Here is a 23,712-nt window from a genome sequence, read left to right as displayed (position 1 = left end):
ATCAGAAAGCCACAAGAAAATGAACAAAGAACTGATCCAAAAATTCGCCGCGCTGGGCAGCCTGTCGCTGTTGCTGCTCGTGTTTTCCCTGACCAGCAACGCCTTTTTCTCCGTCAGCAACGGCATGAGCGTGGCCTTGCAAGTGACGTCGATCGCCTACCTGGGCATTGCCGCCACCTGCGTCATCATCACGGGCGGCATCGACTTGAGTTCCGGCTCCGTGCTGGCGCTGGCCGGCGTGGCCGCCGCGCTGCTGGTGAAAAGCGGCGTGCCCGTACCGGTCGCCATGCTGGGCGGCGTCGTGGTGGGCGCCATGTGCGGCGCCGTCAACGGCTTTTGCATCACGCAACTGAAGCTGCCTCCGTTCATCGCCACCCTGGGCATGATGCTGATCGCACGCGGCCTGGCGCTGCAGGTGACGGGTGCGCGCGCCATTTCCGGCCTGGGCGAGTCGTTCGGCGAACTCGGTAACGGCGTGTTGTGGCGCATCGAGCGCGACACGGGCGGCACCTTTCCCGAAGTCGTCTTTCCCGGCATTCCGTATCCGGTGGTGCTGATGGTGGTGATCGCCGTGGCCGTGTCCATCATGCTCAGCCGCACCACCTTTGGCCGGCATATCTATGCCGTCGGCTCGAATGCGGAAGCGGCGCGCCTGTCGGGCGTGAAGGTGGGCCGCGTGACCCTGCTCGTGTACACCTTGTCCGGCGCCTTGTCGGGCCTGACGGGCTGCGTGCTGATGTCGCGCCTGGTGACGGCGCAGCCGAACGAGGGCGTGATGTACGAACTCGATGCGATCGCCAGCGCCGTGATCGGCGGCGCCTCGCTGATCGGCGGCATCGGCACCATTTCCGGCACCGTCATCGGTTCCTTCGTCATCGGCATCCTGCGCAATGGCTTGAACATGAATGGGGTATCGAGCTTTATCCAGCAAATCATTATCGGACTGGTCATCTTGCTGACCGTCTGGATCGATCAGAAGCGCAACCGCGCCTGAAGCAGCAAGCAGCACGCATGAAGTCAATCTACTAAATCTATAATTACATGAGGACGACAATGAACACCATCAAAGCCATGTCGCTGGGTCTGTTGACCGCAGCATTTGCCCTGAGCTCCAGCGCCGCCTTCGCCGCCCCGGGCGAGATCGCCGTGATCGTCAAGACGACCAATTCCAACTACTGGCAAAACGTGAAAAAGGGCGCCACGGCCAGCGCCGCGGACGCCAAGGGCTACAGCCTGACCTTTCAGGGACCGGCTTCGGAATCGGCCATCGCCGACCAGGTCAGCATGGTGGAAAACGCCGTCACGCGCAAAGTGGCCGGCATCGTGCTGGCCGCGTCGGACCCGGACGCGCTGGTGCCGGCCCTGAAGAAGGCGTGGGAAGCGAAGATTCCCGTCGTGCTGATCGATTCGCTGGTGGCCGACAGCGGCAAGCGCTATTACCAGTCCTTCCTGTCGACCGACAATGAAGCGGCCGGCGAGCAAAGCGCCAAGGCCCTCATTTCGCAGGTCGGCAAGACGGGCAAGATCGCCGTGATGTCGTACGTGGCGGGCGCCGGTTCCGAAACGGGCCGGGTGGGCGGCTTCAAGCGCTATATCGAAAAGAACTCGCAGCTGCAGATCGTCGGCACGTATTACTCGCAGTCGCAGATGGCCACGGCGCTGAACCAGACGACCGACGTGCTGGCATCAAATCCTGACTTGAAGGGTATCTTCGGCGCCAACGAGCCGACGGCCGTGGGCATGGGCCGCGCCATCGCGCAGGCGGGCAAGGCCGGCAAGGTGATCGCCGTGGGCTTCGATGGCAATGAAGACCTGAAAAACTTCGTCAAGGACGGCACCCTGTATGCGACCGCCGTGCAGGGTTCGTACTCGATGGGCGCGCTGGGCGTGAAAACCCTCGTCAGCCTGATCGAAGGCAAGAAGGTCGCACCGTTCGTCAACACGGGCGTGGTGATCGTCACCAAGGCCAATGTCGAACTGCCTGAAGCGAAGAACGTTTTGTATTGAGTTTCATATTGCGTATCAGCTGATCGTCAGGCGCTGCTTCAATTCCTTGAGCAGCGTGCCGGTCTTGGCGGTGAGCTGGCGCGCCAGCGGCCATGCCAGTGAAAGCGGCAAGCCTGGCGTGGCGCAGGCCGGCAGTACTTCGACGATGGCGCCGCTGGCCAGGTGCTCCTGCACCAGCCAGGTCGCCTGCTGCGCGATGCCCAGACCCGCCAGCACGGCGGCCGTCTGCGCCTCGGCATCCCCCACCGTCAGGCGCGGATCGATCGCGCGCCGTTCCACCCCGTCCTCGCCGGCAAACAGCCATGGCGCCGCCGTGCCGTCGCCGCGGCCATAGGCGATGCAGTCGTGGCCATCGAGATCCGCGATGGCGAGCGGGGTGCCGCGCCGCGCCAGGTAGTCGGGCGCCGCGCAAAAGATCAGGCGCTCTTCGCCCAAGGGCATCTGTCCCAGCGTTGGCGGCCAGCTGCCCGGCGCGCCGATGCGCACGGCGATATCGATGCGCTCTTCGAACAGGTCGGAAAAGCGGTCGCTGAAGCTGATCGACGGTTGCAGCTGCGGATATTTTTCGCACAATTCAATCAGCGCCGGCATCACGCGCATGCGGCCATACGAAGCGGGCACGCCGATGCGCACCTTGCCTGCCAGTTCCCCATCCTGCTCGGCCAGCACGTTTTCCGCATCGACCAGTTCCTGCAGCACGCGCTTGCAGGTGGCGTAATAGGCATGCCCCGCGCTGCTCAACTGCAAACGCCGCGTGCTGCGCTCGAACAGGATCACGCCCAGGCGCGCTTCCAGGCGCGCCACGCTCTTGCTCACGGCCGAACTGCTCAGGTGCAGCCGTGTGGCCGCCTTGGTGAAACTGCCGGCGTCGGCGGTGGCAAGAAAAGGCGCGATGCCTTTCAAATGTTCGGACATGATTGCAGAATATTTTTCATGAATAAGGTGAAATACTATCGCGAATAAGAATTTCTGTCCGCTATATCATGGTTACTTACACAGGCATGGGAGTACGCATGAACAAGCACGCATTGATTATCGGCGCCAGTGGCGTTATCGGCAGCAATCTGGCCACGCACTTGATGGCGCAGGGCTGGCAGGTGACGGGCGTCTCGCGCGGCCGCACGCCAGTGCCCGCCGGCTGCGCATGCTTGCCGCTCGATGCCACGGATGGCGCGGCGGTCAGCGCCGCCCTGGCGGGCATTGATGCCAGCCACGTCTTCTTCACGGCCTGGGCGCGCCAGGCAAACGAGCAGGAAAACATCCGCGTCAATGGCGCCATGGTCGCCAATGTGCTGGCCGCGCTGGGCCCCACCGGCCATTTGCGCCATGCGGCACTGGTGACTGGCCTCAAGCACTACCTGGGACCGTTCGATGCGTATGGCAAGGGAGCAGTGCCCGTCACGCCGTTCCGCGAAGAGCAGGGGCGCCAGGACGTGGAGAACTTTTACTATGCGCAGGAAGACCGGCTGTTCGACGCGGCCGGGCAGTACGGTTTTACGTGGAGCGTGCACCGCCCGCACACCATCATCGGCTACGCGCTGGGTAACGCCATGAACATGGGCCTGACCCTGGCCGTATATGCGAATCTGTGCAAGGCCGGCGGCCAGCCCTTCGTCTTTCCGGGTTCGCCCGCGCAATGGCACGGCTTGTCCGACATGACGGACGCGGGCCAGATCGCGCGCCACCTGGCGTGGGCGGCCGGCAGCCCTTGCGCGCGCAACGAGGACTTCAATATCGTCAATGGCGACGTGTTCCGCTGGAAGTGGCTGTGGCCCCGCCTGGCCGCCTACTTCGGTGTCGAGGCGGCCGATCTGCCCGAGGCGATGGCGCCGCTGGCCGGCCGCATGCAGGACGCGCCCGCGCAGTGGCGCGCCATCGCCGAGCAGCATGGCCTGGTGGAGCTTGACGTCGGCCGTCTCGCTTCCTGGTGGCATACGGATGCCGACCTGGGGCGGCCGATGGAAGTGATGACGGACATGGGCAAGAGCCGCAAGGCGGGTTTTCTCGATTACCAGGATACGCAGGATGCATTTTTCAATCTGTTCGAGAAATTGAAGGCGGAGCGCGTCATTCCGCGCTGACCTGGTCGCGGCCAAGCAGGTTGTCGGCTTACGCCGTTCCGGCTAAGCCGACCTGCCGGGCCATCGTGACAGTGCGTAGGTCGGCTTAGCGCGCAAGCGCGTAAGCCGACATCCCCACTGCTATTCTGGCTTGCGCCGCTCCTGCGCCCGCAGCCATTCCAGCCCTGGGCGGTCAACGCGAAATTGCAGCAGCCGCCCTTGTACCACTTCCGTCACGTAGGCCGTGCGGCCATCGGGGCCGCCGAAGGTGATGTTGCTGGGCTTGGCGCCGGGCACGCTGATCTCGCGCAGGATGCGCCCTTGCGGCGACAATTTCACCACCGTGCCCTTGCCGTAGCGCGTCACGTACAGATTGCCGTCGATATCCACGCGCATGCCGTCCATGCCGAAATCGTCGAACTTGATCAGCAATCGCTTGCCGCTCAGGCTGCCATCGGTGGCGATGTCATACATCCAGATATTGCGCTGCACGCTTTCATTCACATACAAGATCTTGCCGTCGGGACTGACCTCGATGCCGTTGGCCGTGCCCATGGTGTCGAGCGCCAGGGTCACCGTGCCGTCTTGCGCGATGCGCCACACGCGGCCCGTGTTTTCCTTCCAGTTCGGATCGCTCGCATACAGCACGTCGTCGGCCGTGATGGCGATGTCGTTCGGCTGCGTCATGCGCGGTTCGCGCGCGTGGATGGTGAGCGCGCGCGTGGCCGGGTCGACCAGGTAGATCGTGTGCTCCATGTAGTCGGCCAAATACATCTGCCCACGGCTGCCGAAGCGGATGCCGTTGGCGATGCTGGTGCCGGGCAGGGTCAGGTACACCTCGCCAGTGCCGCCGGGGCTGACCTTGCCGATGGTTTGCTGGCGCGCAAAGTTGACGGCATAGATATTGCCATCCGCATCCACGGCCGGACCTTCGATACCCTTGGTGAAGGAATGCGCGGGCGTGAGCGTGGTGGCGAGGAACAGCGTTTCATGCGCGGGTTGGCTGGCGCAGGCGGACAGGCTGGCCAGCGCGGCGGCCAGCACGGCCGTGCGCAGCGACGGCAGGGCGTATCGGGATTGGTGCATCAGTGTTCTCTGTATGGCAAAGGTGGCGTATGTTACCCGACGAGCGCCAGCCGGGGCGCCTGGCTAGGCGGCCACCACGACGAGGTCGGGGAAGTCGTCCTGCCAGCCGTCCCACTCGTCTTGCAGATGGGCGTGCATGCCGGCGCTCTCTTGCGCCTGCTCAAACGTGTCCGCGCTGGCCAGCAGGAAGCGGGCGATGGCGCGCAGGGTGGCCGGGTCGGCCTGAATGGTCACGTCGGAACAGCGTTTGGGGCGTTCTGCGGCCTCGTCTTGCAGATAGCAGTGCAGCGATAAATGTGTAGTCATGAGGTTCAGTTGTTGATGTAGGCGCCCAGCATGGCGTGTGCGTTCAGTGCGGCGCGGGCCGCTTCCAATTCCCCGGGCTGCAGGTGCCAGAAGATCCAGCCGGCATGCTCTTCGCAGCGGCCATGGGCCTGCATCGCACCGCGCAGGGCTTGCCGGCGCTCGGGCGGCAGCGCATCCAGTCGGGCTTGCGTAAAACCATTGATGGGATAGACATCGCGCAGGTGCGAGTCTTGCAGCCCGCGCCGCTTGATGGCGGCCCAGTTATTTGCGGGGCAAGGAACGCCAAAGGTCATCGGATGGGCCTCGTCGAGCTGCCGGTAGCCGAGTGCGTAGCCGGTGCCATAGCCCTGCGTTTCAGCGTAGCAGTAGATATACTCGCAATGCTCGAACAGACCGGGTATGGCCCGCGCAGCGTCGAACAAGGGCGCCAGCGCAAGCTTGCTGGCGCGTATGGCCAGCACGAACAACGAGCCCGATGAATACACGACAAGCGCGTCGCAGTTGGTGGTCTCGTCGGCTTCGTCGGGCGGCACGATGCGCGGTGAAAACAGCTCGATGCTGTCGGTCTCTGGCGCAAACAGCATCTTCTCGTAATTTCGCTGTGAGAACTTGACGACCTTGCCGCGCTTGTTGCCATAGCGCTCGACGGGTTCGCCGATGTGCGCGAACCAGGCAAACAGCTGCGCGCTGGCTGCGGCGGCGATGAAGGGGCTATCTTTCTTGAATTCGCCTACCAGGAAGTGATAATGATCCATGTGTCGTCAGAGTAAATGGGCAACGCGCATGATGCCATGTGCCGGCAGCTGGCGCTAGCGTGCGCACCGCAGGGATGGCGTCGGACGGGCGGGATGGAAAAAGATGCGCGACTGGACGGCGCAATGGCCGGGTTGAGGCGTATGATGGAAATACGGATGTGGTTGCCGCAAGGCAGTGCGACCGGCATGGGCCGCACATCTTGAGGTTTTTTTTCGTGGTTTTGGCAGCAATGACAACGAGGAGACATCATGGACAAACCCGAATTCATCCTGGCCGCCAAGGCCATGGAAACGCTGGAGATGTATCAAACCTTTTACGGCCACTCCAGCGAATACCAGGCGCACCAGCAAGAAGTATTGAAACTGCTGCGCCACAAGGGCGCCTCCCTGCTCGTGTCCGAGCATGGTCCGGCGAAGTTCCTGCTGGCCTTTGCCGATGCGCTGGAGGTGGCCAGCTTGCCGGGGGAATATGTGCCGTTGAGCCGGCGGTAGGGGCCTGTGAGCCTGGCGCCGTTTGACGGTGCCAGGCAACAGGCGATCTAGCAAATCGATCCACCTATGCTTTTTCCATTGCGCAGATTAAAGCCGAAGTGGCATACATAGCCGTCGTGATCCAGGGTGCACGAGACACTTTCCTTGTCGCGCTGCCGATAGCCTTGCTCCAAACTGCAGCGCTCTTTCGAATCCGGAGCCATGGAGTCAAACATGTCCTTGGCCACTGCCCCCGTGACCATGAAAGAAATCTTGCGCTCATGCGGTGTGGGCGGCTGTTGCTCGCCCAAGGTATTCGAATAGATCAGATAAGAACCCTTGAACGGTTGGTATTCGCCCCAGTCGCTGTTGCCAGCCGCATAAGCCAGTGAAAACACGGTGAGGGCGCCGAACGCCATAGCCCACAGTTTCTTCATGTCAGGTACTCAGTTCCAGGTGAAAGTGATGGTCGTGATTCTTGAATCGGTAAACAGCACCGTGCGCACACTGGCATGGGCGCGAAAAAGTGCGATGAGCTTTGCCGTCGCGGCTTGAGCGTATTCTTTGTTGTACCAATATACTGGAATGGGCAGGCCATCTTTGCGTAATGGACGAATGTCCACCTCCAGTCCGCACTTGGTGGGGAAGTTGGCATTGTTTCGTATTCCTTTCCACCGGGAATTGCGGTATCGCAAACAATAGCGAGCTGGAACCGGATACTCCGACGCCATGGCGGTAACTTTTTTATATCGTGTTTGTGACGATGTGTGAGTATGTTGCCACCTATTTGGTGCACACTTTGCCGCATATCAAACCGGGAGTGTACCCATGACCAGGTCACGCAGCTTGCCGCCACGTTTGCTGGGAGCAGGCTTCCGTGGCTTTTCCCTGCTGCCGCTGGCGATCTCATTTGTCGTGCTGGTGTGCCTGTCGCTGCTGGCGATCCAGCTGTGGATGACCTTGCGCGCACGCGAAGTGCAACTCAATGAAGCGGGGCGCGAAAGCGCCAACCTGGCGCAATCTGTTGCGCAGCATGCTTATGACACCATCAAGGAGGCCGATACGGTGCTGGTCGGCCTGGTGGAGCGTGTGGAAACCGATGGTGTTTCCGATCCTGAGCTGGCCCGCATGCACAAGTTGCTGGTGAGCCGTGTCGCCGAGCTGCGTCAGTTACACGGCATCTTCATCTATGCCAGCGATGGCAGCTGGCTCGTGAATTCTCAGCATACGCTGTTGAACAATCTGAATAACTCCGATCGCGATTATTTCCAATACCATCGAACGCATGCTGATCGGGGGCCGTACGTCGGTCCTCCCGTGCGCAGCAAATCGACGGGACACTGGATAGTCACGGTGTCGCGGCGTATCAATATGCCTGACGGAAGTTTTGGCGGCGTGGCGCTGGCGAGCATCAACATGAATTATTTCAGGCTGTTTTATGAACGCTTTTCGATAGGAAAAAAAGGCGCCATTTTCATTGCGAATGGACAGGGCATTCTGTTATTGAGACGGCCGTTCGATGAAAGCTGGCTGGGGCGCGATCTTTCGCAGTTTCCCCTATTTCATGATTATTTGCCGAAAGGTCCCGTTGGTACGGCAGTGATCAAGTCGAGAGTCGATGGCGTGACGCGTATCAATAGCTATCGAAAAGTCGAGGAATACCCGCTGGTCGTCTCTGCCGCGCTGTCGCAGGATGAAGTTCTCGCTGCATGGCGTCTCGATGCGGTGATGCAAAACGCGGTGGGCGGCGTGCTGGTGCTGTTGATTGCCTGCATCGGATATCGCGTGGTGCTGCAGATCGATTTGCGGGTCAAGAGCGAAGCGGGACTGGTGGCGGCGCGTAATGAACTGGAAATGATCAATGAAACCTTGGCCCGTCTTGCCAACCAGGATGGATTGACGGGGCTGGCGAACCGGCGCCACTTCGATCAGTCGCTGCTTGCCGAGTTCAGCCGTGCGCAGCGTGAGAAAAGTGCTCTGGCACTGGTGTTGATCGATGTCGACTTCTTCAAGCAATACAACGATATCTATGGCCATGTGGCTGGCGACGAGTGCCTGAGAAAAATCGGCAAAGTGGTCGGCTACAGCATGCGCAGACCGGGGGATCTTGCGGCGCGCTACGGTGGCGAGGAATTGGTAATTTTATTGCCTGGGACGGATTTGCCTGGCGCTTTGGCGGTGGCGGAAGGCGTCCGGCAGGCAGTGCAATCGCTGGGAGTCGAGCATAGTGGCAATCCCCTTGACGTGGTGACGGCCAGCGTCGGCGTGGCGGCTTTCATGCCGACGCACCTGGAAAACCAGGCGGTCGAGTTGGTTGAGCTCGCTGACAAGGCCTTGTACAAGGCCAAGGCATCGGGAAGAAATCAGGTTTGTTATGCATCGTCTTGCGAGCCTGCCGAGCAGGCCGTGACTGCTTTTGCATTTCGATAGCCATTTTTGAAGGTGGAGGAGCGGGCCGTACTTGTCGCTACTGCTCGCCGGCGCACTGAGGCAGGCCTTCGTTTTATCCGCGCCAGGCAGAGCCCGGTTTAGCAGATTGCTCCATACGTGCCTTTTCCCGTGCGCAGGTCGAGTCCGAAATAGCATTCGTATGCTGCCCCTTTTGTATGAACGCAGGTAATATCTCCTCTGCGCCGCTCCCGGTAACCCGCTGAGGAGCTGCAGGCCTGCTCCTGTTGCACATCGGGGCCGAGCTGGGCAAACAGTTCCCGTGCCAATTCCCCTTTGACCATGATTGCCACTTTCCGGTCGTTTCGCGTGGGCGGCAGCATGTCGGACAGCGTTCCGCCATAGATCTGATAGTCACCACGCAATGGCCTTGGCTCGCCACTCCACTCCCGCGGCTTGTCGGCCGCATGTGCCGTTGAGAATAGAGTGAGCGCCATGGCGCAGCATGCAAGCCGAGTATTCATCCATGCTCCCTGATTTCAATATGAAGATGGTCGTCGTGCCCTTGCAGAGATCGGACGCGCCCACCGGCAATTGTTTTTTGCACCTCGCCATCGTTAAAGAAGACCTTGGTGACCATGGGATGCGGCAAAAACAGTCGTATCAATTGGATGGTGGCGTTCTGGTCATACACATCATCAAAACGTGACACGCGTGCGGACTGGCCTTCCAGCCTGTCCTTCCGCATGGGGCGTATATCCATTTCAAGGCCTTTCCGGTGGCTCACATGCTTGTCGTACCCTAACCCTTCCGCGATACTGATATTCCCAATGCCAAATTTCCGATCATCAATTGCCTGCCATTCACGTTCGATGTAAAAGATCAGTGATAGCAAGCTGGGGTGCGCCGCTACGCGCAACGGTGGGGGTGTTGGCATTGTTTCGTATTCCTTTCCATCGGGAATTGCGGCATCGCAAACAGTGGCGAGCTGGAGCGGGGTTTGCCCGTTGCTCTCGGCGGCGCGTGCGCCAGCCTTGTCCATGTACAATCGGCAACATACGGATCGACGTATCCGCCCCTTCACTGCGGAGTACGCTTGAGCGTGACACAAATATTGCAAACCTGGCTGCAGGCCTGGCGGGAAGCCTTCACGTGCGTCGGCCTGGGACTGCGCGATGCGCGTCATGCGGGGCTGTGGTGGCGCTCCGCGCTGTGGTGCATGGCGGTCGTGGCGCTGTGGCTGGGACTGTATAGCTGCTTCGGCCGTTTTTTTGTCGAACTGAGCGCCATGCTGGCGCTGGTGTCCGTTACGGGCTTGCTGGGGCTGGGCGTGATGGATGGCGTCGGGACACTGGCCAACGGGCCTGCCACGCTTTCGCAGATGGGCAATATCGCCGACGGTCTGGGCAGTGCCGCCAAGGCGATGCTGTCGATCGGCCAGATCGCCCTGGCGCTGCTGGCGCTGGCTGGCTTTTTCTATGTGATGGTTTTTATCGTCGGCGCCATCGGCACGGCGCGCTTGCCGTTGCGCTGGCTGTTGCTTGAGCGCGCCAAGGCTGTGGCGGCGCGCCGCTATGCCGCGTGGCAGCCTCCGGCCGGCCTGGATGCATCCTCCGCCCGCCCTGTCTGGCGGCGGCGCCTGTTGCTGCTGCTTTCCCTGCTGATTCCGGTGTGGGCCATGTGTGTGCTGATTTCGTACTTGCTGGCCTGGAATGTCCAGATGGTCTACGGCGCGGCGGCTGAAAAGGTGCTCGGCGCGGAACAGCAAGCGGCGTTGCGCCACGAACAGCGTCCGGCGATTTTTGCCCTGGGATTGCTGTTGTGTTTGCTGATGCTCGTACCAGTCCTCAATTTACTGGTACCAGCCTTGCTGTGCAGCAGTGTTTGCCATTTGCAGCGCCGCGGCTGGCGCGCAACGGCGTCACCAATCAAGGTGCAGTGAACAAGGAGTGAACAATGAGTGAACACGCAAGACGCGGCACCCTGGAGCGCGCGATTGAAATCGCCGCAGCCACCCATGCGGGCCAGACGGACAAGGGCGGTGCGCCGTACATACTCCACCCCTTGCGCGTCATGCTGCGCGTCGCGCCCGGTGCCCAGCAGATCGTCGCCGTGCTGCATGATGTAGTGGAAGACAGCGATGGAAAAATCACCTTCGACGACCTGGCACGCGAAGGATTTTCCCGGGAAGTCATCGACGGCGTGCGCGCCGTGACCAAGATCGACGGCGAGTCCTACGAAGCGTTCATCGCCCGCGCGGCCTTGGACCCGGTCGGCAAGGCCGTCAAGTTGGCGGATTTGGCCGAGAATAGCGATTTGTCGAGGATAGATAGGCCGACGCAGAAGGATCTGGAGCGGGTGGAGAAGTATCGGCGGGCGATGGAATATTTAAGGGGTGAGGTTTTTTAACTTCGAAATGGCGCAACGCCATCGCTTCAACTGGCAACAAGTCCACCAACGTATGGATCTTTGATTCTTCGCAATGCTCAGAAAATGCATAGCGGCAAGAATTATCGAGCGCAGATTTCTTTGCGCGCGCTACGGCACGACGACCATTTCCATGTCACGATCAAGTAGCAAGGCAGATGATATGAAACGCCTTCTCGTTGTTTTTCTTCTTCTTGTTTTGGCTACAGCCATGGCCCAATCCGCTCCCCAATGGCTATTTTCTTACCAGTCATTCAAAGGCCGCTATGCGGTTTATGGCGGCAGCCTGAGCGATCCGCAGCCGCCGACCAGGAAAGACAAGCGCATCGCGTTCTGGATCGACGGCAAGGCGGCGAAACAGCTATTTGATGCGATGGGGCCCGACTTGCGCAACGCGTGTGGCGTGGATGGCGAATATCGATTGCGCCAGCGGGCGGAAGTGAGCTGCTCCTACCATCCCCGTGATGGCCATTATTGCGACTTTGGCTTTGATCTGCTGACGGGGCGCAGCATCGGCGGCTCCATATGCTGAGGCGCGCCAGCCTGCTAGGCGTCACGCTACTGTGCCTGCTGTTGGCGCACCAGGCTCGGGCCGTATGGGCGTTTGCAGAGAGGAATTTTTCAGCTTCGTACGCGATCTATGGCGGATATCTTGACGAAGCCGTCGCCCCGGTTGCGGGCGATACCAAAGTCGCGTTTCGTCTGACGGGAGCCGCTGCCAGAGACATGTTCAACGCCATGGGACCGGATTTGCCCAATGGCTGTCCCGATGCACAAATACGCGTTCGTCATCGTGACATGCTGCTGTGCCGATATCGGCCAAAGGATGGCCACCACTGCGATTTTGGCTTTGATTTGTCGACGGGCTTGAGTATCGGAGGAGCGGTTGGTGGGGCGGTGTGTGACGAGTAGTGGAGGCGGCGGTGACCTTCAAGGGTCACCGGGTACGACCAAGAGCCTTACGGATGGCCTGCTCGACGGGGCGGTCTATCAGCGCCAGGACGATCACCACGGCAGCGGTAACAATCAGTCCCTCCAGTAAAGCAGGATCCGGAAAAAGTCGCTGATTGGCGATGGCGGCAGGTACCGTTGCACGCTTCCAGAGAAGCAGCGCCAGGGCGGCGCCAGCGGCGAGCAGCATGGCTGGACGACGATGGTGCAAGCGGGCGATTTGTCCCGTCAGCAGCAACGCGATACCCCACGCAAAAGGATAGGCGCCGTGGTCGAACAGGATCATGCGCTCGTCATAGTAGACGCCGGTGTACCACGCAAAACGGGAGAAGCCGAAAAGACCATAGACGACGAGGGCCACAGCCAGCACGAGGAAACCGGAGGAAAGCAGGCGCGCAATTTTCATGGTTGGGATTTCTTTGTCAATGCGTCGAGATCGCGTTTGCTCAGGTGGCCCTTCTGCTTGCTTGGTTTGATCATCGTGCCTTTGCTGGATATGGCTCGCTGGCCGTGCTTGTAGTCCTGCATTTTTCGCCGCCGTGGCTTGTCTGGTCATCCTTGTAGATGGTTTCAGCGGGCATGAAAGTGCAAGTTTTTACATTTATAGGTGTAGCATATTAACAATTCTATTGGCGTCAACCTGGTGCTCGGCTATGGCCGGTTTTAAGTCCTGCGGAGCGAGGGGAGTTCCGCCTATGGCCACAACAAGAGTCTTCCCTGGCTGCGTCAATACGGATTGACTGGCTGCTTTCGGGGACGGAAGCGGACGGAGCAGATTAGCGCTCTGAATCGCCTCCAGTAGCTTAAGACCGCGATTCTCCACGCGGGAATTTATACCGTACCAGCAGCGTTGGCCCTTTGCCGCCGGATGGCGTCAGCAGTATCTCGTCACCGGGCTGCATCTCCTCATACATCACCGTGCAACAGGTCGGCATCGAGTGGCCGCGCGCGGGATAAACACCAACGTCGGTGTGCAGGGTTGCCGCGCGTACGTCCACGCTGGTCTTGCCGGTCTTTCCTTCTTCTTGCAGCAGCTTGCGCAGTGCGGTGACGAAGTCCCCTTTGCTGAGTCTTGCCGGTGCCTGGGTGGCTTGCGGGCGAGCGGTTGCGTCGTTTTTCATGGCAGTTTCTTTCATTGAGTACATGGCCGCCACTATATCATTGGCTCCTGATGTTGCATGGCAGTCAGGAGGTCGATTTCATCGTTAAAGACCGAACACAATTTCCGCTTGTGATCCGGTCGCCTGGTCTGCATCCGCAAGGAGTAAGAGGCAGGTTGAGCTAGTCCGGTTTTCGTACAGGGCCTGAGCAGCTGATGTTGTTGCTAGGAAAAACCGCCTGCGGCGCAAAATGTAGTCAGAGGAATCCCTGCTGGATACTTGGAAAACTTGGAGTCACCAAAAATGAAAAATCGAACTAGGAAGAGGTTATTTGATTGGCGTTGCAAATTGCCAAGCAATTTGTGAATGATAATCAGTTGGATGAGCTGTCAAGGCAGGTTTTGAAAGCCCTCGTGGCCGATGACGGCGCTGCTGCCAAGTCTCACCTGGCCGCTGGTCGCCCGATCTACTACTACGAAGATCCTGACCATCTGCTAATTCGTAAGTGGCAGATGGACGCCGCGAGTTTGTTCACATCGGTCCTGGAAGGCTTGTTACTGTCATAGCGCCATATGTAAAACGGAAATGACTACGTCATACTCAAGAACGGCATGCGTCCTGAAATAGCCCCTTGGTGCCGCCTCCTTCCCTGTTGCTGATTGACCGGCGAGGCCTCACCGCCGCCAGACACACTGGCCAGCGTCGAACGGTTCTGCGTGGCGACCAGCGGTGTGCTCGCCGCAGTGATGGGTCATCTCGCGTAGATAGTTCTGGTCCGCCTATGACAATCTGGCGCGAAGGTCGATGTCGTTCAAAGGTCTGCGTATCGAGGCAGCAAGTCCTGATCGACCAATCGGATTTCAATGGCATTGGCTATCTTGACATGCTCCGGATTCTCGTCAGAGAAAGGCGCGTCGATGACACTGACGATGATCGTGCCAATCTGCTGGTTGTCGGTCCCCAGCACCGGCACCAGTGCGCGAGCCTCGGGTACTTGCTGAACGTTGAGTACCCTTGGCAGATACAGCATCCAGCCGATTCCTGGACGGTCTTTGAAAACCTTTTTGTCAAAGTAGCCGGCCGATTCAACCGTCACGACGGTGGGATGCCAGATTGCTACGGACTTATGAACGAGCTCTGTGACGAGTTGCCAATCTTGCGCGAACGCGCCTGGCTTGGCACGCAGCACCATCATGCTTGTTTCCGGCATAAGGCGTCCAACGTATTGAACCGACGCGCCTTCGCTGCCGTCGCGACCATTCCACATGCTGACGATGCGCGGATCCACATCGTGTTTCAACGACTCGGTCAACACCGCAATGGCGGCTGTGGTGGGGCCATCGTGGTCAAAGACTTCGTAAAGAAGTGCTTCCGCTTTTTTGTTTCCTTTAAGAAACCAGCCATTTAATATCGGTGAACATGCTAGCAGATCAGGAACAAGTCCTTGCAGCTCACCCAGCATCGTTTTGACGTCAAGCCGGCCGGCGTGACGGAATATTGCGGTAAATTCGTAGGGACGTTTCATGGATTGAATACCGTTTCGATTGGAAGGCGCATTACCACGAGCGCTTTTGAGAAAAACCGATAACTCTTAGATTGCATGAAGTACCAGCGGAGTTGAACTGGTGGCATCGGCTTTGCGACGCCAGATTGTCTGGATGCCTCAGCCAACAGCGCCCCATCACCGTTCCACCACTCTTGCGGATCGCCGGCATCGTCAAAAAATTGATCATACTTCGCTTTGGCTTCCTTGAGGAGACACTGACTGGAATCAAAACCGTCAAATGTCACGCCATTGAACATCCATTCGGTAATAAGGCGGAGCGAGGGTCAGATACCGTCTTGAATGACAAGTCCTTTTGCCAAATAATGCGCATCAAAGGGCCTGTCATTGTGGATCACTCCATAGATCAGATGTGCTAGTTTGTGCATGATCGCGCCAATTACGGCTTTTTTCGCCATGCCCGTTGCAGACAAGCGTTCTGCAAAACGGCAGAGAATGGGATTGTAGCGACGTGCGACCAAGCTGGGCATGTAAAGCGCGGCGCGCAGCGAGGTATTGCCGGTACGACTGATCATCGTGCGTCCCTTCACTGAAGTGCCTGAATTACGCTGACGAGGAGTGACGCCAAGAAAGGCAGCAAATGCCTTGGCGTTGCAAAACCGACGAATGTCGCCTAACTGGCCCAGGATTCTTGCGGCTGTGGCCATGCCAACACCAGGGATGCTGACAAGAAGCTGAGCATCATGTTTCAGCCTGGGATGGCGATCAATATGATCGTTAATGTCACTCTCCAGCTTCGCAATTTCAGCGCTCAACCAAGCAATGTGCTGATGCACATGTGCCGCGACATCTTCCATGCCGATGAAAGCATTGGCTTCCAGCCGGTTTTCTTCCTGCTGGCGTATATCTTTGAGTGCCTGCACACGCAGCGTCCATGCCCGCAACTGGCGCTGCTCTAGCGGTGGCGGCAGCCATGCTGCCGGTCGCATCGCTGCGCAATAACGCGCAATGAGCGCCGCATCGATGGCGTCATTTTTATTGCGGATATTTTCACTGGCGCCAAAACCCTTAATGCAGGCAGGATTGACTACGCTAACAATGAGTCCTTCTTGATGCAAGGCCAGCGCCACTGGCTCAGAATAGACTCCAGTGGCTTCCATACAGACGTGTATTGACGACATCGGTACGGACGACTTGCTAAGCCATGCAAGCAATGATTTGTGCCCCTCGGCGGTGTTCTCAACCACTTTCACCTTTATCTTGCCGCTCACAAGCATGGCAACATCGAGCTTCTTCTTGCTCACATCAATACCAACCAACGCGCATGCCGTATCCATTTTTGACCTTCCTCGTATACAGGCTTACGCAACATCGCGATGGCCCAAGATACCGTTCGGACTAGTAAAATGAAACAGGCAAAGGTACCTATCTGACCCACGTGTTCAAGGACACTCGGTCTGATCAGCATCACTCTGCCTGGCCGCTACCACGTCCTCATTATCTGACGGAGATGCGGCATATTCAATATACGAGGTCCGGCATTCGTACACGGCCTGAGCGGCTGATGTTGTTGCTAGGAAAAACCGCCTGCGGCGCAAAAGCTAGTCAGACGAATCGGAGAGGGTTGCGCTTGCAAGCGCAACCCGGTTTTGCGGCGCCGAGCTGCGCTCGCCGAAGTCCCGCAAAACCCCCGCGTCCGTACCGGACGCGGATGCGACGCCCGCGTTCTGCATGCATGGAATAAATAAAAAGGGCCTCCCCGCCAAAACGGGGAAGCCCTTTTTATTTATTCGGTGGTGGAGACGGCGGGAATCGAACCCGCGTCCGCAAGCACTCTACAGACAGTTCTACATACTTAGCACTATCATTTAATTTAACTCAGCCAGCACGGATGTGCACGTTATGGGCAAGCGAGTTACCTATTATTTAGTCGGACGCTAAGTAACCCAGCATACGACGAGTCCCTGTAAATGACTCTAGAGCTTTTGACGGCCCACCCCAGGGACGAGGTGTTCTAGAGCTAACAGCGATTAAGCTGCCAGTGCGTACGAGTTATCGTTTGCAGTTAAGTTTTTTCAGGTTGTATTTACGAGGTAGCCCGCCCTCGGTATGCCCTGCGCTGCTTTGCAACCCACGTCGAAACCAGGTCGTCCCCACAGAACCTTCATTGTAGCGCAATCTGCCCACTCTTGCATGATGCATTCGCGCCATTGGCGTAAGGGGGCTGACCCGTCGGGTCAGACCTCAGCTTTCTGCTGCGAAAAGGGATGTGTCTCAAGCCGCCAGCTGCCGCTCCTGCGCCGCCTTCACCACGCCAGTCACCAGTTCCAGCAACGCTTGCGGCGTCTCCAGCAAATGGTCCGCGTTCCAGTGCTGCGGCTCGACGGGGCCGCAGTAGCCCCAGGCGCAGGCCACCGTGCGCATGCCGGCGGCGCGGCCGGCCTGGATGTCGCGCAGGTCGTCGCCCACGTACCAGCAGTCTTCCGGCGCCAGGTCCAGGCGGCGCGCCGCTTCCAGCAGGGGGGCGGGGTGCGGTTTCGGGTGGGGCATGGTGTCGCCCGAGATCACGCAGCCGGCCGCGCCCAGGCCGATCTGGCCGACCAGCGGGTCGGTGAAGCGGGCCGCCTTGTTGGTGACCACGCCCCAGGCCAGGCCCAGTGCGGTCAAGCCTTCCAGCAGGGCGGGGATGCCGTCGAATAAGCGGCTTTCCACGGCCAGGGCCGCTTCGTAATTGTTCAGGAAGCCGTCTTTCAGGGCTTCGTAGCCGCTTTCGCCTGGGGCAATGCCATACGACGCGCCGATCATGCCGCGCGCGCCGGCCGAGGCCGTGGGACGCAGGATGTCATACGGCGTCGGCGCCAGGCCGGCGCGCGCGCGCAGCAGGTTGATGGCCGCTGCCAGGTCGGGCGCGGTGTCGGCCAGGGTGCCGTCGAGGTCGAACAGGATGGCGCGCGGGGCTGGCAGATGGTCAGTGATCATGGCGGGCAAAGTGTGTCAAGTGGGAATGAAAAATGGCGGCCGCAGCCGCCTTGTATTGTGCGTGATGGTTACAGCGGCCGGGTGCAGGCCACCAGGTAATTGACGCTGGTATCGCTATTAAGTGAGTAAATCTTGGTCAGCGGATTGTAGCCCATGCCGCGCATGCTGTTGACGTCCAGGCCGGCGCTGCGCAGGTATTGCGACAGTTCGGCCGGGGTGATGAATTTGTCATAGTCGTGCGTGCCTTTGGGCAACAGGCGCAGCAGGTATTCGGCGCCCAGGATGGCGAACAGATACGCTTTCGGGTTGCGGTTCAGGGTCGACAGGAACACATGGCCGCCCGGTTTCACCAGCGCGGCGCAAGCCTTGACGATGGCGGCGGGGTCCGGCACGTGCTCGAGCATTTCCATGCAGGTCACGACGTCGTACTGGCCCGGCTCTTCCTCGGCCATGGCTTCGGCGGCGATCAGCTTGTAGCGTACCTTGGCGCCCGATTCCAGGCTGTGCAGGTCGGCAACTTTTAGTGCCTTTTCGGACAGGTCGATGCCCGTCACGTCGGCGCCCTTGCGGGCCATCGATTCGGCCAGGATGCCGCCGCCGCAGCCGATGTCGATCACGCGCTTGCCGGCCAGCGGCACTTTCGCGTTGATCCATTCCAGGCGCAGGGGGTTAATTTCGTGCAGGGGACGAAACTCGGAAGTGGGGTCCCACCAGCGGTGGGCCAGCTCACTGAATTTTTGGATTTCGAGAGGGTCGGCGTTCATAGGTCGAATAATAGCGGCAATTTTACAATTGGGCAGCCACGGACGAAAAAAAACCCCGCCGTGGCGGGGTTTTTCATGCTGTCCTTGACTTGCGCGATGACTTGCGGCAAGTCCAGGGGATCAGCTATTACTTGTTGCGGGTACCAACAACTTCGATTTCCACGCGACGGTTTTTCGCACGGCCTTCGGCAGTTTTGTTATCAGCAACAGGTTGTTTCTCGCCTTTGCCTTCGGTGTACACGCGGTTGCTTTCAACGCCTTTGGTGACCAGGTAGGCTTTGACAGCATCAGCACGACGTACCGACAGTTTTTGGTTGTAAGCATCGGTGCCGACGGAGTCGGTGTGACCCACAGCGATGATGACTTCCAGGTTGATGCCGCCCAGTTGTGCGGACAGCTCGTCCAGCTTGGCTTTGCCTTCTGGCTTCAGCGTAGCTTTGTCGAAATCGAAGAATGCATCAGCAGCGAAGCTGACTTTTTCCGAGGTAGGAGCAACGACGACTGGCACTGGCACGACTGGTGCTGGTGCTGGAGCAGGTACGACTGGTGCTGGAGGAGCCACGCATTTGCCGTCTTGCAGGGTTTCTGGCTCTACGCACAGTGGTACGTCGCAACCTGGCACCGCGTCAGCAGGTGTCCAGTAGCCGGTACGCCAGCACAGACCGAATGGGTCACGCACGATGACGCCGCGGGCATCTTGCACGTAAGCGCTTTTTGGGCTTGGTGCTTTGATGTCAGTGGTAACTGGCGCGAATGGTGGGGAGGTTGGGGTTTGGGCCGAAGCCGAGCCAGCAATCACTGCGGATGCAGCGAAAAACAGCGTTACAAATTTATTCATTCTTTTTTCCTTTCGGGGGGTGATATCCGCAGAACAACACTGCGCTACTGGTGCTACGTGCCAAGATTTTATCATGTAGACCATATGCGCTCGTTTCAGATTGCGAAACTAGCAATTAACTTCCCAGTCATTTTGCCACACGCATCAGGGGCACACGACCGTGGTTAAATCAAAGCTTGCCCGATTTTAGACCGTGCGTTGTTTTTGCGCAACGAAAATGCCCATTTGTAACGCGTCTGTAACAATTGATCGCTTTTTTTGCCTCTTTTAAGGGCAGGTGTCTTGAACTGATATTGCCATTGTGCATTATCGACAGGGCAACATGCACGCCTCCCATGCAAACTGCCAATCTTGCCGGTATGGCCAATTTGTACAGGTAGCTGGGCGCGCATGCTAAAATCGTGCGCTTGACTGTCAAGAGTGTCGAGCAAATGCCCACGGCGGCACGGCATGGCCAGCACCTACCCTTGCGGTAGCCGTACTGGCCGTGCCGCCAGCCCGCCGATTTGTTCTGGCACTCTGCGACATGGACACCGGGCCGCGCCAGCAGCGCGCGGCGCGGCGTCCACGACGACAGCCACCCAGGATATGCAGTATTGCGTCATACATTGCGTAACAGATAAGTTAACCACAGCCTGAGATCAGTCGAACCGCCAATGGATCAATTCGCAAAAGAAACAATTCCTATTTCCCTCGAAGAAGAGATGCGCAAGAGCTACCTCGATTACGCCATGAGCGTGATCGTCGGTCGCGCCTTGCCCGATGCGCGCGATGGCTTGAAGCCAGTGCACCGCCGCGTCTTGTTCGCGATGCATGAAATGAATAACGTGTGGAACCGCCCTTACGTCAAGTGCGCCCGCGTGGTCGGCGAAACCATGGGTAAATACCATCCCCACGGCGATGCCTCGATCTACGACACGCTGGTGCGCATGGCGCAGGATTTCTCGCTGCGCTACATGCTCGTCGATGGCCAGGGCAACTTCGGTTCCGTCGACGGCGACGGCGCCGCGGCGATGCGTTACACCGAGTGCCGCCTGGACAAGATCGCCAGCGAGCTGCTGGCCGATATCGACAAGGATACCGTCGACTTCCAGCCCAACTACGATGGCAAGGAAAAGGAACCGACGGTCTTGCCGACGCGTATCCCGAACCTGCTGATCAATGGCTCCTCCGGTATCGCCGTCGGCATGGCGACCAACATTCCGCCACATAACATCACCGAAGTCATCGACGGCGCGCTGCACGTGCTGCGCAATCCCGAGTGCACGATCGATGAATTGATCGAGCTGATCCCGGCACCGGACTTCCCGACGGCCGGCATCATCTATGGCGTGTCCGGCGTGCGCGACGGCTACCGCACGGGCCGCGGCCGCGTCGTCATGCGCGCCAAGACCCACTTCGAAGAATACGGCAAGGATGGCGGCCGCATCGCCATCATCGTCGACGAGCTGCCATTCCAGGTCAACAAGAAATCCTTGCTGGAACGCATCGCTGAAAACGTGCGCGACAAGAAGCTTGACGGCATTTCCGACATCCGCGACGAATCCGACAAGTCGGGCATGCGCGTGGTGATCGAGCTGAAGCGGGGCGAAGTGCCGGAAGTGGTGCTGAACAATCTGTACAAGCAGACCCAGTTGCAAGACACCTTCGGCATGAACATGGTGGCCCTGGTCGATGGCCAGCCGAAGCTGCTGAACCTCAAGCAGATGCTGCAATGCTTCCTGTCGCACCGCCGCGAAGTGGTCACGCGCCGTACCGTGTTCGAACTGCGCAAGGCGCGCGAACGGGGCCACGTACTGGAAGGCCTGGCGGTCGCGCTGGCCAACATCGATGACTTCATCGCCATCATCAAGGCCGCGCCGACGCCGCCGATCGCCAAGGTCGAGCTGATGGCCAAGGCCTGGGATTCGTCCGTCGTGCGCGAAATGCTGGCCCGCACGGGCGACGGCACCACGCCAGGCGGCATCGACGCCTACCGTCCGGAAAACCTGCCGAAGCACTACGGCATGCAGACGGATGGCCTGTACAAGCTGTCGGACGACCAGGCGCAGGAAATTCTGCAGATGCGCCTGCAGCGCCTGACCGGCCTGGAACAGGACAAGATCGTCAACGAGTACAAGGACGTGATGGAACATATCGCCGACTTGCTCGACATTCTGGCCAAGCCGGAACGCGTGACCGTCATCATCACCGATGAAATGACGGCGGCGAAGAACGAATACGGCGCCGGCAACAAGGACGTGCGCCGCTCGCAGATCGAACTCAACGCCACCGACCTCGAGACTGAAGATCTCATTACGCCGCAGGACATGGTCGTGACCCTGTCGCACACCGGCTACATGAAGGCCCAGCCGATCACCGAATACCGCGCGCAAAAACGCGGTGGACGCGGCAAGCAGGCCATGGCGACGAAAGAGGAAGACTGGATCGACCAGCTGTTCATCGCCAACACGCACGACTACATCCTGTGCTTCTCGGATCGTGGCCGCATGTACTGGCTGAAGGTATGGGAAGTGCCGCAAGGCTCGCGCAATTCGCGCGGCAAGCCGATCGTCAACATGTTCCCGCTCCAAGACAACGAAAAGATCACCGTGATCCTGCCGCTGTCGGGCGAGAACCGCACGTTCCCGGAAGACCATTACGTCTTCATGTCGACCAGCCTCGGTACCGTGAAAAAGACGCCGCTGAAGGACTTCAGCAATCCACGCAAGGCCGGCATCATCGCGGTCGACCTGGACGACGGCGACTTCCTGATCGGCGCGGCGCTGACCGACGGTCAGCACGACGTGATGCTGTTCTCCGATTCGGGCAAGGCAGTGCGCTTCGACGAAAACGATGTGCGTCCGATGGGCCGTACGGCGCGCGGCGTGCGCGGCATGAACCTGGAAGAAGGCCAGCACGTGATCGCCCTGCTGGTGGCCGAGAACGAGCAGCAGTCGGTGCTGACGGCAACCGAAAATGGTTATGGCAAGCGTACGCCGATTCTTGAATACACGCGCCATGGCCGTGGCACGAAAGGCATGATCGCCATCCAGACCAGCGAACGCAACGGTAAAGTGGTTGCCGCGACCCTGGTCGATACCAGCGATGAAATCATGCTGATCACCACCGGTGGCGTATTGATCCGCACCCGCGTGTCGGAAATCCGCGAGATGGGCCGCGCGACGCAGGGCGTGACCCTGATCGCCGTGGAAGACGGCACCAAGCTGTCCGGCCTGCAGCGCGTGGTGGAAACGGATATCGACGAAGTCGAGCTGACGACGGAGGCGGATGCCGCGCCTGCGCCGGCAGCGGCCGACCCGGTCGATCCGGTCGATCCGGCCCAGCCGGAGTAAGATGATTGGGGCTCTTTCGGGAGCCCCAATTGCTATTGGCGCGTGCTTATGCCGCCAACAGAATTGCGTAGGTCGGCTTAGCCCGTCGGGCGTAAGCCGACATGCATCGCCGGCAATGTCTATTTATAAGTCACTCAATATCCCGCACGCCATGAGAAAAATCGTCGCCACCTTCTTCGCCGCGTTTTCGCTGGCTTTTCTTGCGACCCTGCCGGCCCTGGCCCAGAGCACGCAAGCCACGCCCGCGCGCCAGGCGGCGCCCAGCCCCGCCATGAAAGTGGCCGTGCGGCGCATGCTCGACGCGATGCAGTTCCCGCAACTGACGCGCAATATCTTCGACCAGATGCTGCAATCGGTGCCCGCCATGATCCGCCAGTCGGCGCAGCAGCAAATCAGCGGCAACCCGAACCTGGACGAACAGCGCAAGGCGCGCGCGCTGGCCAGCGCCGAGGAAGAAATCCCCCTGGCCATCGCCACCCTGACGCAGGTACTGGCCGACCCGACCCTGATCGACGAGCTGGGCGACGAAATGGTGCCCCTGTACGCGCGCTTTTACACGGTGCCGGAAGTCGAGCAGTTGACGGCCTTCTACAAGACGCCGCTGGGCCGCAAGATGCTGGCCACCATGCCGCAACTGTCGGCCGAGTCGATGGCCATCAGCCAGCGCGTGCTGATCCCGCGCGTGAATGCCGTGCTTGACCAGGTCATGCGGGCAGCCACGCAGTCGCCCCAATAAGATTC

At 59.5% G+C, this 23,712-nt stretch carries 27 protein-coding genes and 1 other RNA gene; 11 read left to right on the top strand and 17 right to left on the bottom strand.

The window, feature by feature from the left end; genetic code table 11:
- The first annotated feature begins 19 nt into the window (after positions 1–19).
- Both ACPJXG_RS21875 and ACPJXG_RS21870 read left to right on the top strand, forming a co-directional pair.
- Positions 20–994, top strand: a complete 975-nt coding sequence (locus ACPJXG_RS21875) for an ABC transporter permease (RefSeq protein WP_034759656.1) — start codon at positions 20–22, stop codon at positions 992–994.
- A gap of 59 nt (positions 995–1,053) precedes the next feature.
- Positions 1,054–2,007 (top strand): ABC transporter substrate-binding protein, encoded by a 954-nt coding sequence (locus tag ACPJXG_RS21870; RefSeq protein WP_099400904.1) that lies wholly within the window; start codon positions 1,054–1,056, stop codon positions 2,005–2,007.
- Positions 2,008–2,022: 15 nt separating this feature from the next.
- Here ACPJXG_RS21870 and ACPJXG_RS21865 read toward each other — a convergent pair whose 3' ends face one another.
- Entirely contained in the window at positions 2,023–2,922 is a 900-nt protein-coding gene (locus ACPJXG_RS21865) for a LysR family transcriptional regulator (RefSeq protein WP_425252325.1), read from the bottom strand.
- 98 nt (positions 2,923–3,020) lie between these two features.
- Here ACPJXG_RS21865 and ACPJXG_RS21860 point away from each other — a divergent pair, with 98 nt between their 5' ends.
- On the top strand, positions 3,021–4,088 hold the full coding sequence (locus tag ACPJXG_RS21860; RefSeq protein WP_425252324.1) for an SDR family oxidoreductase: 1,068 nt from the start codon (positions 3,021–3,023) through the stop codon (positions 4,086–4,088).
- 120 nt (positions 4,089–4,208) lie between these two features.
- On the opposite strand, the gene ACPJXG_RS21855 is transcribed toward ACPJXG_RS21860, so the two are convergent.
- From ACPJXG_RS21855 to ACPJXG_RS21845, 3 genes are all read right to left on the bottom strand, one after another.
- Positions 4,209–5,153, bottom strand: coding sequence for an SMP-30/gluconolactonase/LRE family protein (locus ACPJXG_RS21855; protein ID WP_225243379.1), 945 nt, complete (start codon positions 5,151–5,153; stop codon positions 4,209–4,211).
- Between the two features lie 63 nt (positions 5,154–5,216).
- Complete coding sequence (locus ACPJXG_RS21850) at positions 5,217–5,459, bottom strand: Imm32 family immunity protein (RefSeq protein ID WP_225243378.1); 243 nt, start codon at positions 5,457–5,459, stop codon at positions 5,217–5,219.
- 5 nt (positions 5,460–5,464) lie between these two features.
- On the bottom strand, positions 5,465–6,214 hold the full coding sequence (locus ACPJXG_RS21845; RefSeq protein ID WP_425252323.1) for a hypothetical protein: 750 nt from the start codon (positions 6,212–6,214) through the stop codon (positions 5,465–5,467).
- 249 nt (positions 6,215–6,463) lie between these two features.
- On the opposite strand from ACPJXG_RS21845, the gene ACPJXG_RS21840 reads away from it, so the two are divergent.
- The gene (locus ACPJXG_RS21840) at positions 6,464–6,706 is read left to right on the top strand and encodes a hypothetical protein (protein ID WP_035825558.1); all 243 of its coding nucleotides are present in this window, start codon (positions 6,464–6,466) and stop codon (positions 6,704–6,706) included.
- A 47-nt stretch (positions 6,707–6,753) separates the two neighbouring features.
- Here the strand turns inward: ACPJXG_RS21840 and ACPJXG_RS21835 are convergent, their stop codons facing one another.
- A complete protein-coding gene (locus ACPJXG_RS21835; protein WP_425252322.1) occupies positions 6,754–7,122 on the bottom strand; it encodes a hypothetical protein in 369 nt (122 codons plus the stop codon).
- Between the two features lie 9 nt (positions 7,123–7,131).
- Positions 7,132–7,308, bottom strand: coding sequence for a hypothetical protein (locus tag ACPJXG_RS21830; protein WP_425252321.1), 177 nt, complete (start codon positions 7,306–7,308; stop codon positions 7,132–7,134).
- 205 nt (positions 7,309–7,513) lie between these two features.
- On the opposite strand from ACPJXG_RS21830, the gene ACPJXG_RS21825 reads away from it, so the two are divergent.
- Positions 7,514–9,115, top strand: coding sequence for a sensor domain-containing diguanylate cyclase (locus ACPJXG_RS21825; RefSeq protein ID WP_425252320.1), 1,602 nt, complete (start codon positions 7,514–7,516; stop codon positions 9,113–9,115).
- 98 nt (positions 9,116–9,213) lie between these two features.
- On the opposite strand, the gene ACPJXG_RS21820 is transcribed toward ACPJXG_RS21825, so the two are convergent.
- Both ACPJXG_RS21820 and ACPJXG_RS21815 read right to left on the bottom strand, forming a co-directional pair.
- Entirely contained in the window at positions 9,214–9,570 is a 357-nt protein-coding gene (locus ACPJXG_RS21820; RefSeq protein ID WP_425252319.1) for a hypothetical protein, read from the bottom strand.
- Between the two features lie 23 nt (positions 9,571–9,593).
- The gene (locus tag ACPJXG_RS21815) at positions 9,594–10,115 is read right to left on the bottom strand and encodes a hypothetical protein (RefSeq protein ID WP_425252318.1); all 522 of its coding nucleotides are present in this window, start codon (positions 10,113–10,115) and stop codon (positions 9,594–9,596) included.
- Between the two features lie 54 nt (positions 10,116–10,169).
- Here ACPJXG_RS21815 and ACPJXG_RS21810 point away from each other — a divergent pair, with 54 nt between their 5' ends.
- The 3 genes from ACPJXG_RS21810 (at position 10,170) to ACPJXG_RS21800 (ending at position 12,032) form a co-directional block, all read left to right on the top strand.
- Positions 10,170–11,015 carry a hypothetical protein gene (locus ACPJXG_RS21810; protein ID WP_425252317.1) on the top strand — a complete coding sequence of 282 codons (846 nt, stop codon included), beginning with the start codon at positions 10,170–10,172 and terminating at the stop codon, positions 11,013–11,015.
- A gap of 14 nt (positions 11,016–11,029) precedes the next feature.
- Positions 11,030–11,482: a GTP pyrophosphokinase gene (locus ACPJXG_RS21805; protein WP_425252316.1), complete on the top strand. Its 453-nt coding sequence runs from the start codon at positions 11,030–11,032 to the stop codon at positions 11,480–11,482.
- A gap of 181 nt (positions 11,483–11,663) precedes the next feature.
- Entirely contained in the window at positions 11,664–12,032 is a 369-nt protein-coding gene (locus ACPJXG_RS21800) for a hypothetical protein (protein WP_152598859.1), read from the top strand.
- A 405-nt stretch (positions 12,033–12,437) separates the two neighbouring features.
- Here ACPJXG_RS21800 and ACPJXG_RS21795 read toward each other — a convergent pair whose 3' ends face one another.
- Together ACPJXG_RS21795 and ACPJXG_RS21790 are read right to left on the bottom strand one after the other, a co-directional pair.
- Complete coding sequence (locus ACPJXG_RS21795; protein WP_425252315.1) at positions 12,438–12,857, bottom strand: hypothetical protein; 420 nt, start codon at positions 12,855–12,857, stop codon at positions 12,438–12,440.
- A 397-nt stretch (positions 12,858–13,254) separates the two neighbouring features.
- Entirely contained in the window at positions 13,255–13,572 is a 318-nt protein-coding gene (locus ACPJXG_RS21790; protein WP_425252314.1) for an HNH endonuclease, read from the bottom strand.
- 314 nt (positions 13,573–13,886) lie between these two features.
- On the opposite strand from ACPJXG_RS21790, the gene ACPJXG_RS21785 reads away from it, so the two are divergent.
- Complete coding sequence (locus ACPJXG_RS21785; protein WP_035825578.1) at positions 13,887–14,117, top strand: hypothetical protein; 231 nt, start codon at positions 13,887–13,889, stop codon at positions 14,115–14,117.
- A gap of 245 nt (positions 14,118–14,362) precedes the next feature.
- Here ACPJXG_RS21785 and ACPJXG_RS21780 read toward each other — a convergent pair whose 3' ends face one another.
- From ACPJXG_RS21780 to ompA, 7 genes are all read right to left on the bottom strand, one after another.
- Positions 14,363–15,076: an immunity 52 family protein gene (locus ACPJXG_RS21780; RefSeq protein ID WP_051959456.1), complete on the bottom strand. Its 714-nt coding sequence runs from the start codon at positions 15,074–15,076 to the stop codon at positions 14,363–14,365.
- On the bottom strand, positions 15,073–15,366 hold the full coding sequence (locus ACPJXG_RS21775; RefSeq protein ID WP_425254779.1) for a Tox-REase-5 domain-containing protein: 294 nt from the start codon (positions 15,364–15,366) through the stop codon (positions 15,073–15,075). Before ACPJXG_RS21775 ends, ACPJXG_RS21780 begins: the two co-directional genes overlap by 4 nt.
- 15 nt (positions 15,367–15,381) lie before the next feature.
- Entirely contained in the window at positions 15,382–16,392 is a 1,011-nt protein-coding gene (locus ACPJXG_RS21770) for an IS110 family transposase (protein WP_402718642.1), read from the bottom strand.
- A gap of 457 nt (positions 16,393–16,849) precedes the next feature.
- Positions 16,850–17,210, bottom strand: a transfer-messenger RNA (tmRNA) gene (ssrA, locus tag ACPJXG_RS21765).
- 119 nt (positions 17,211–17,329) lie between these two features.
- Positions 17,330–18,034 carry an HAD family hydrolase gene (locus ACPJXG_RS21760; protein ID WP_425252313.1) on the bottom strand — a complete coding sequence of 235 codons (705 nt, stop codon included), beginning with the start codon at positions 18,032–18,034 and terminating at the stop codon, positions 17,330–17,332.
- Between the two features lie 68 nt (positions 18,035–18,102).
- Positions 18,103–18,798 (bottom strand): bifunctional 2-polyprenyl-6-hydroxyphenol methylase/3-demethylubiquinol 3-O-methyltransferase UbiG, encoded by a 696-nt coding sequence (gene ubiG, locus ACPJXG_RS21755; RefSeq protein WP_035825644.1) that lies wholly within the window; start codon positions 18,796–18,798, stop codon positions 18,103–18,105.
- A 127-nt stretch (positions 18,799–18,925) separates the two neighbouring features.
- The gene (gene ompA / locus ACPJXG_RS21750) at positions 18,926–19,636 is read right to left on the bottom strand and encodes an outer membrane protein OmpA (RefSeq protein ID WP_035825645.1); all 711 of its coding nucleotides are present in this window, start codon (positions 19,634–19,636) and stop codon (positions 18,926–18,928) included.
- Between the two features lie 656 nt (positions 19,637–20,292).
- On the opposite strand from ompA, the gene gyrA reads away from it, so the two are divergent.
- Entirely contained in the window at positions 20,293–22,971 is a 2,679-nt protein-coding gene (gene gyrA, locus ACPJXG_RS21745; RefSeq protein ID WP_035825646.1) for a DNA gyrase subunit A, read from the top strand.
- A 115-nt stretch (positions 22,972–23,086) separates the two neighbouring features.
- Entirely contained in the window at positions 23,087–23,707 is a 621-nt protein-coding gene (locus ACPJXG_RS21740; RefSeq protein ID WP_425252312.1) for a DUF2059 domain-containing protein, read from the top strand.
- Positions 23,708–23,712: the final 5 nt, after the last annotated feature.

Origin of the sequence: Janthinobacterium sp. NFX145 (genome assembly GCF_049810325.1) — a bacterium.
Lineage (GTDB): Bacteria > Pseudomonadota > Gammaproteobacteria > Burkholderiales > Burkholderiaceae_D > Janthinobacterium > Janthinobacterium rivuli.
The sequence above is the reverse complement of the archived record's forward strand: the minus strand, read 5'-3'. Positions and strand labels throughout refer to the sequence as shown.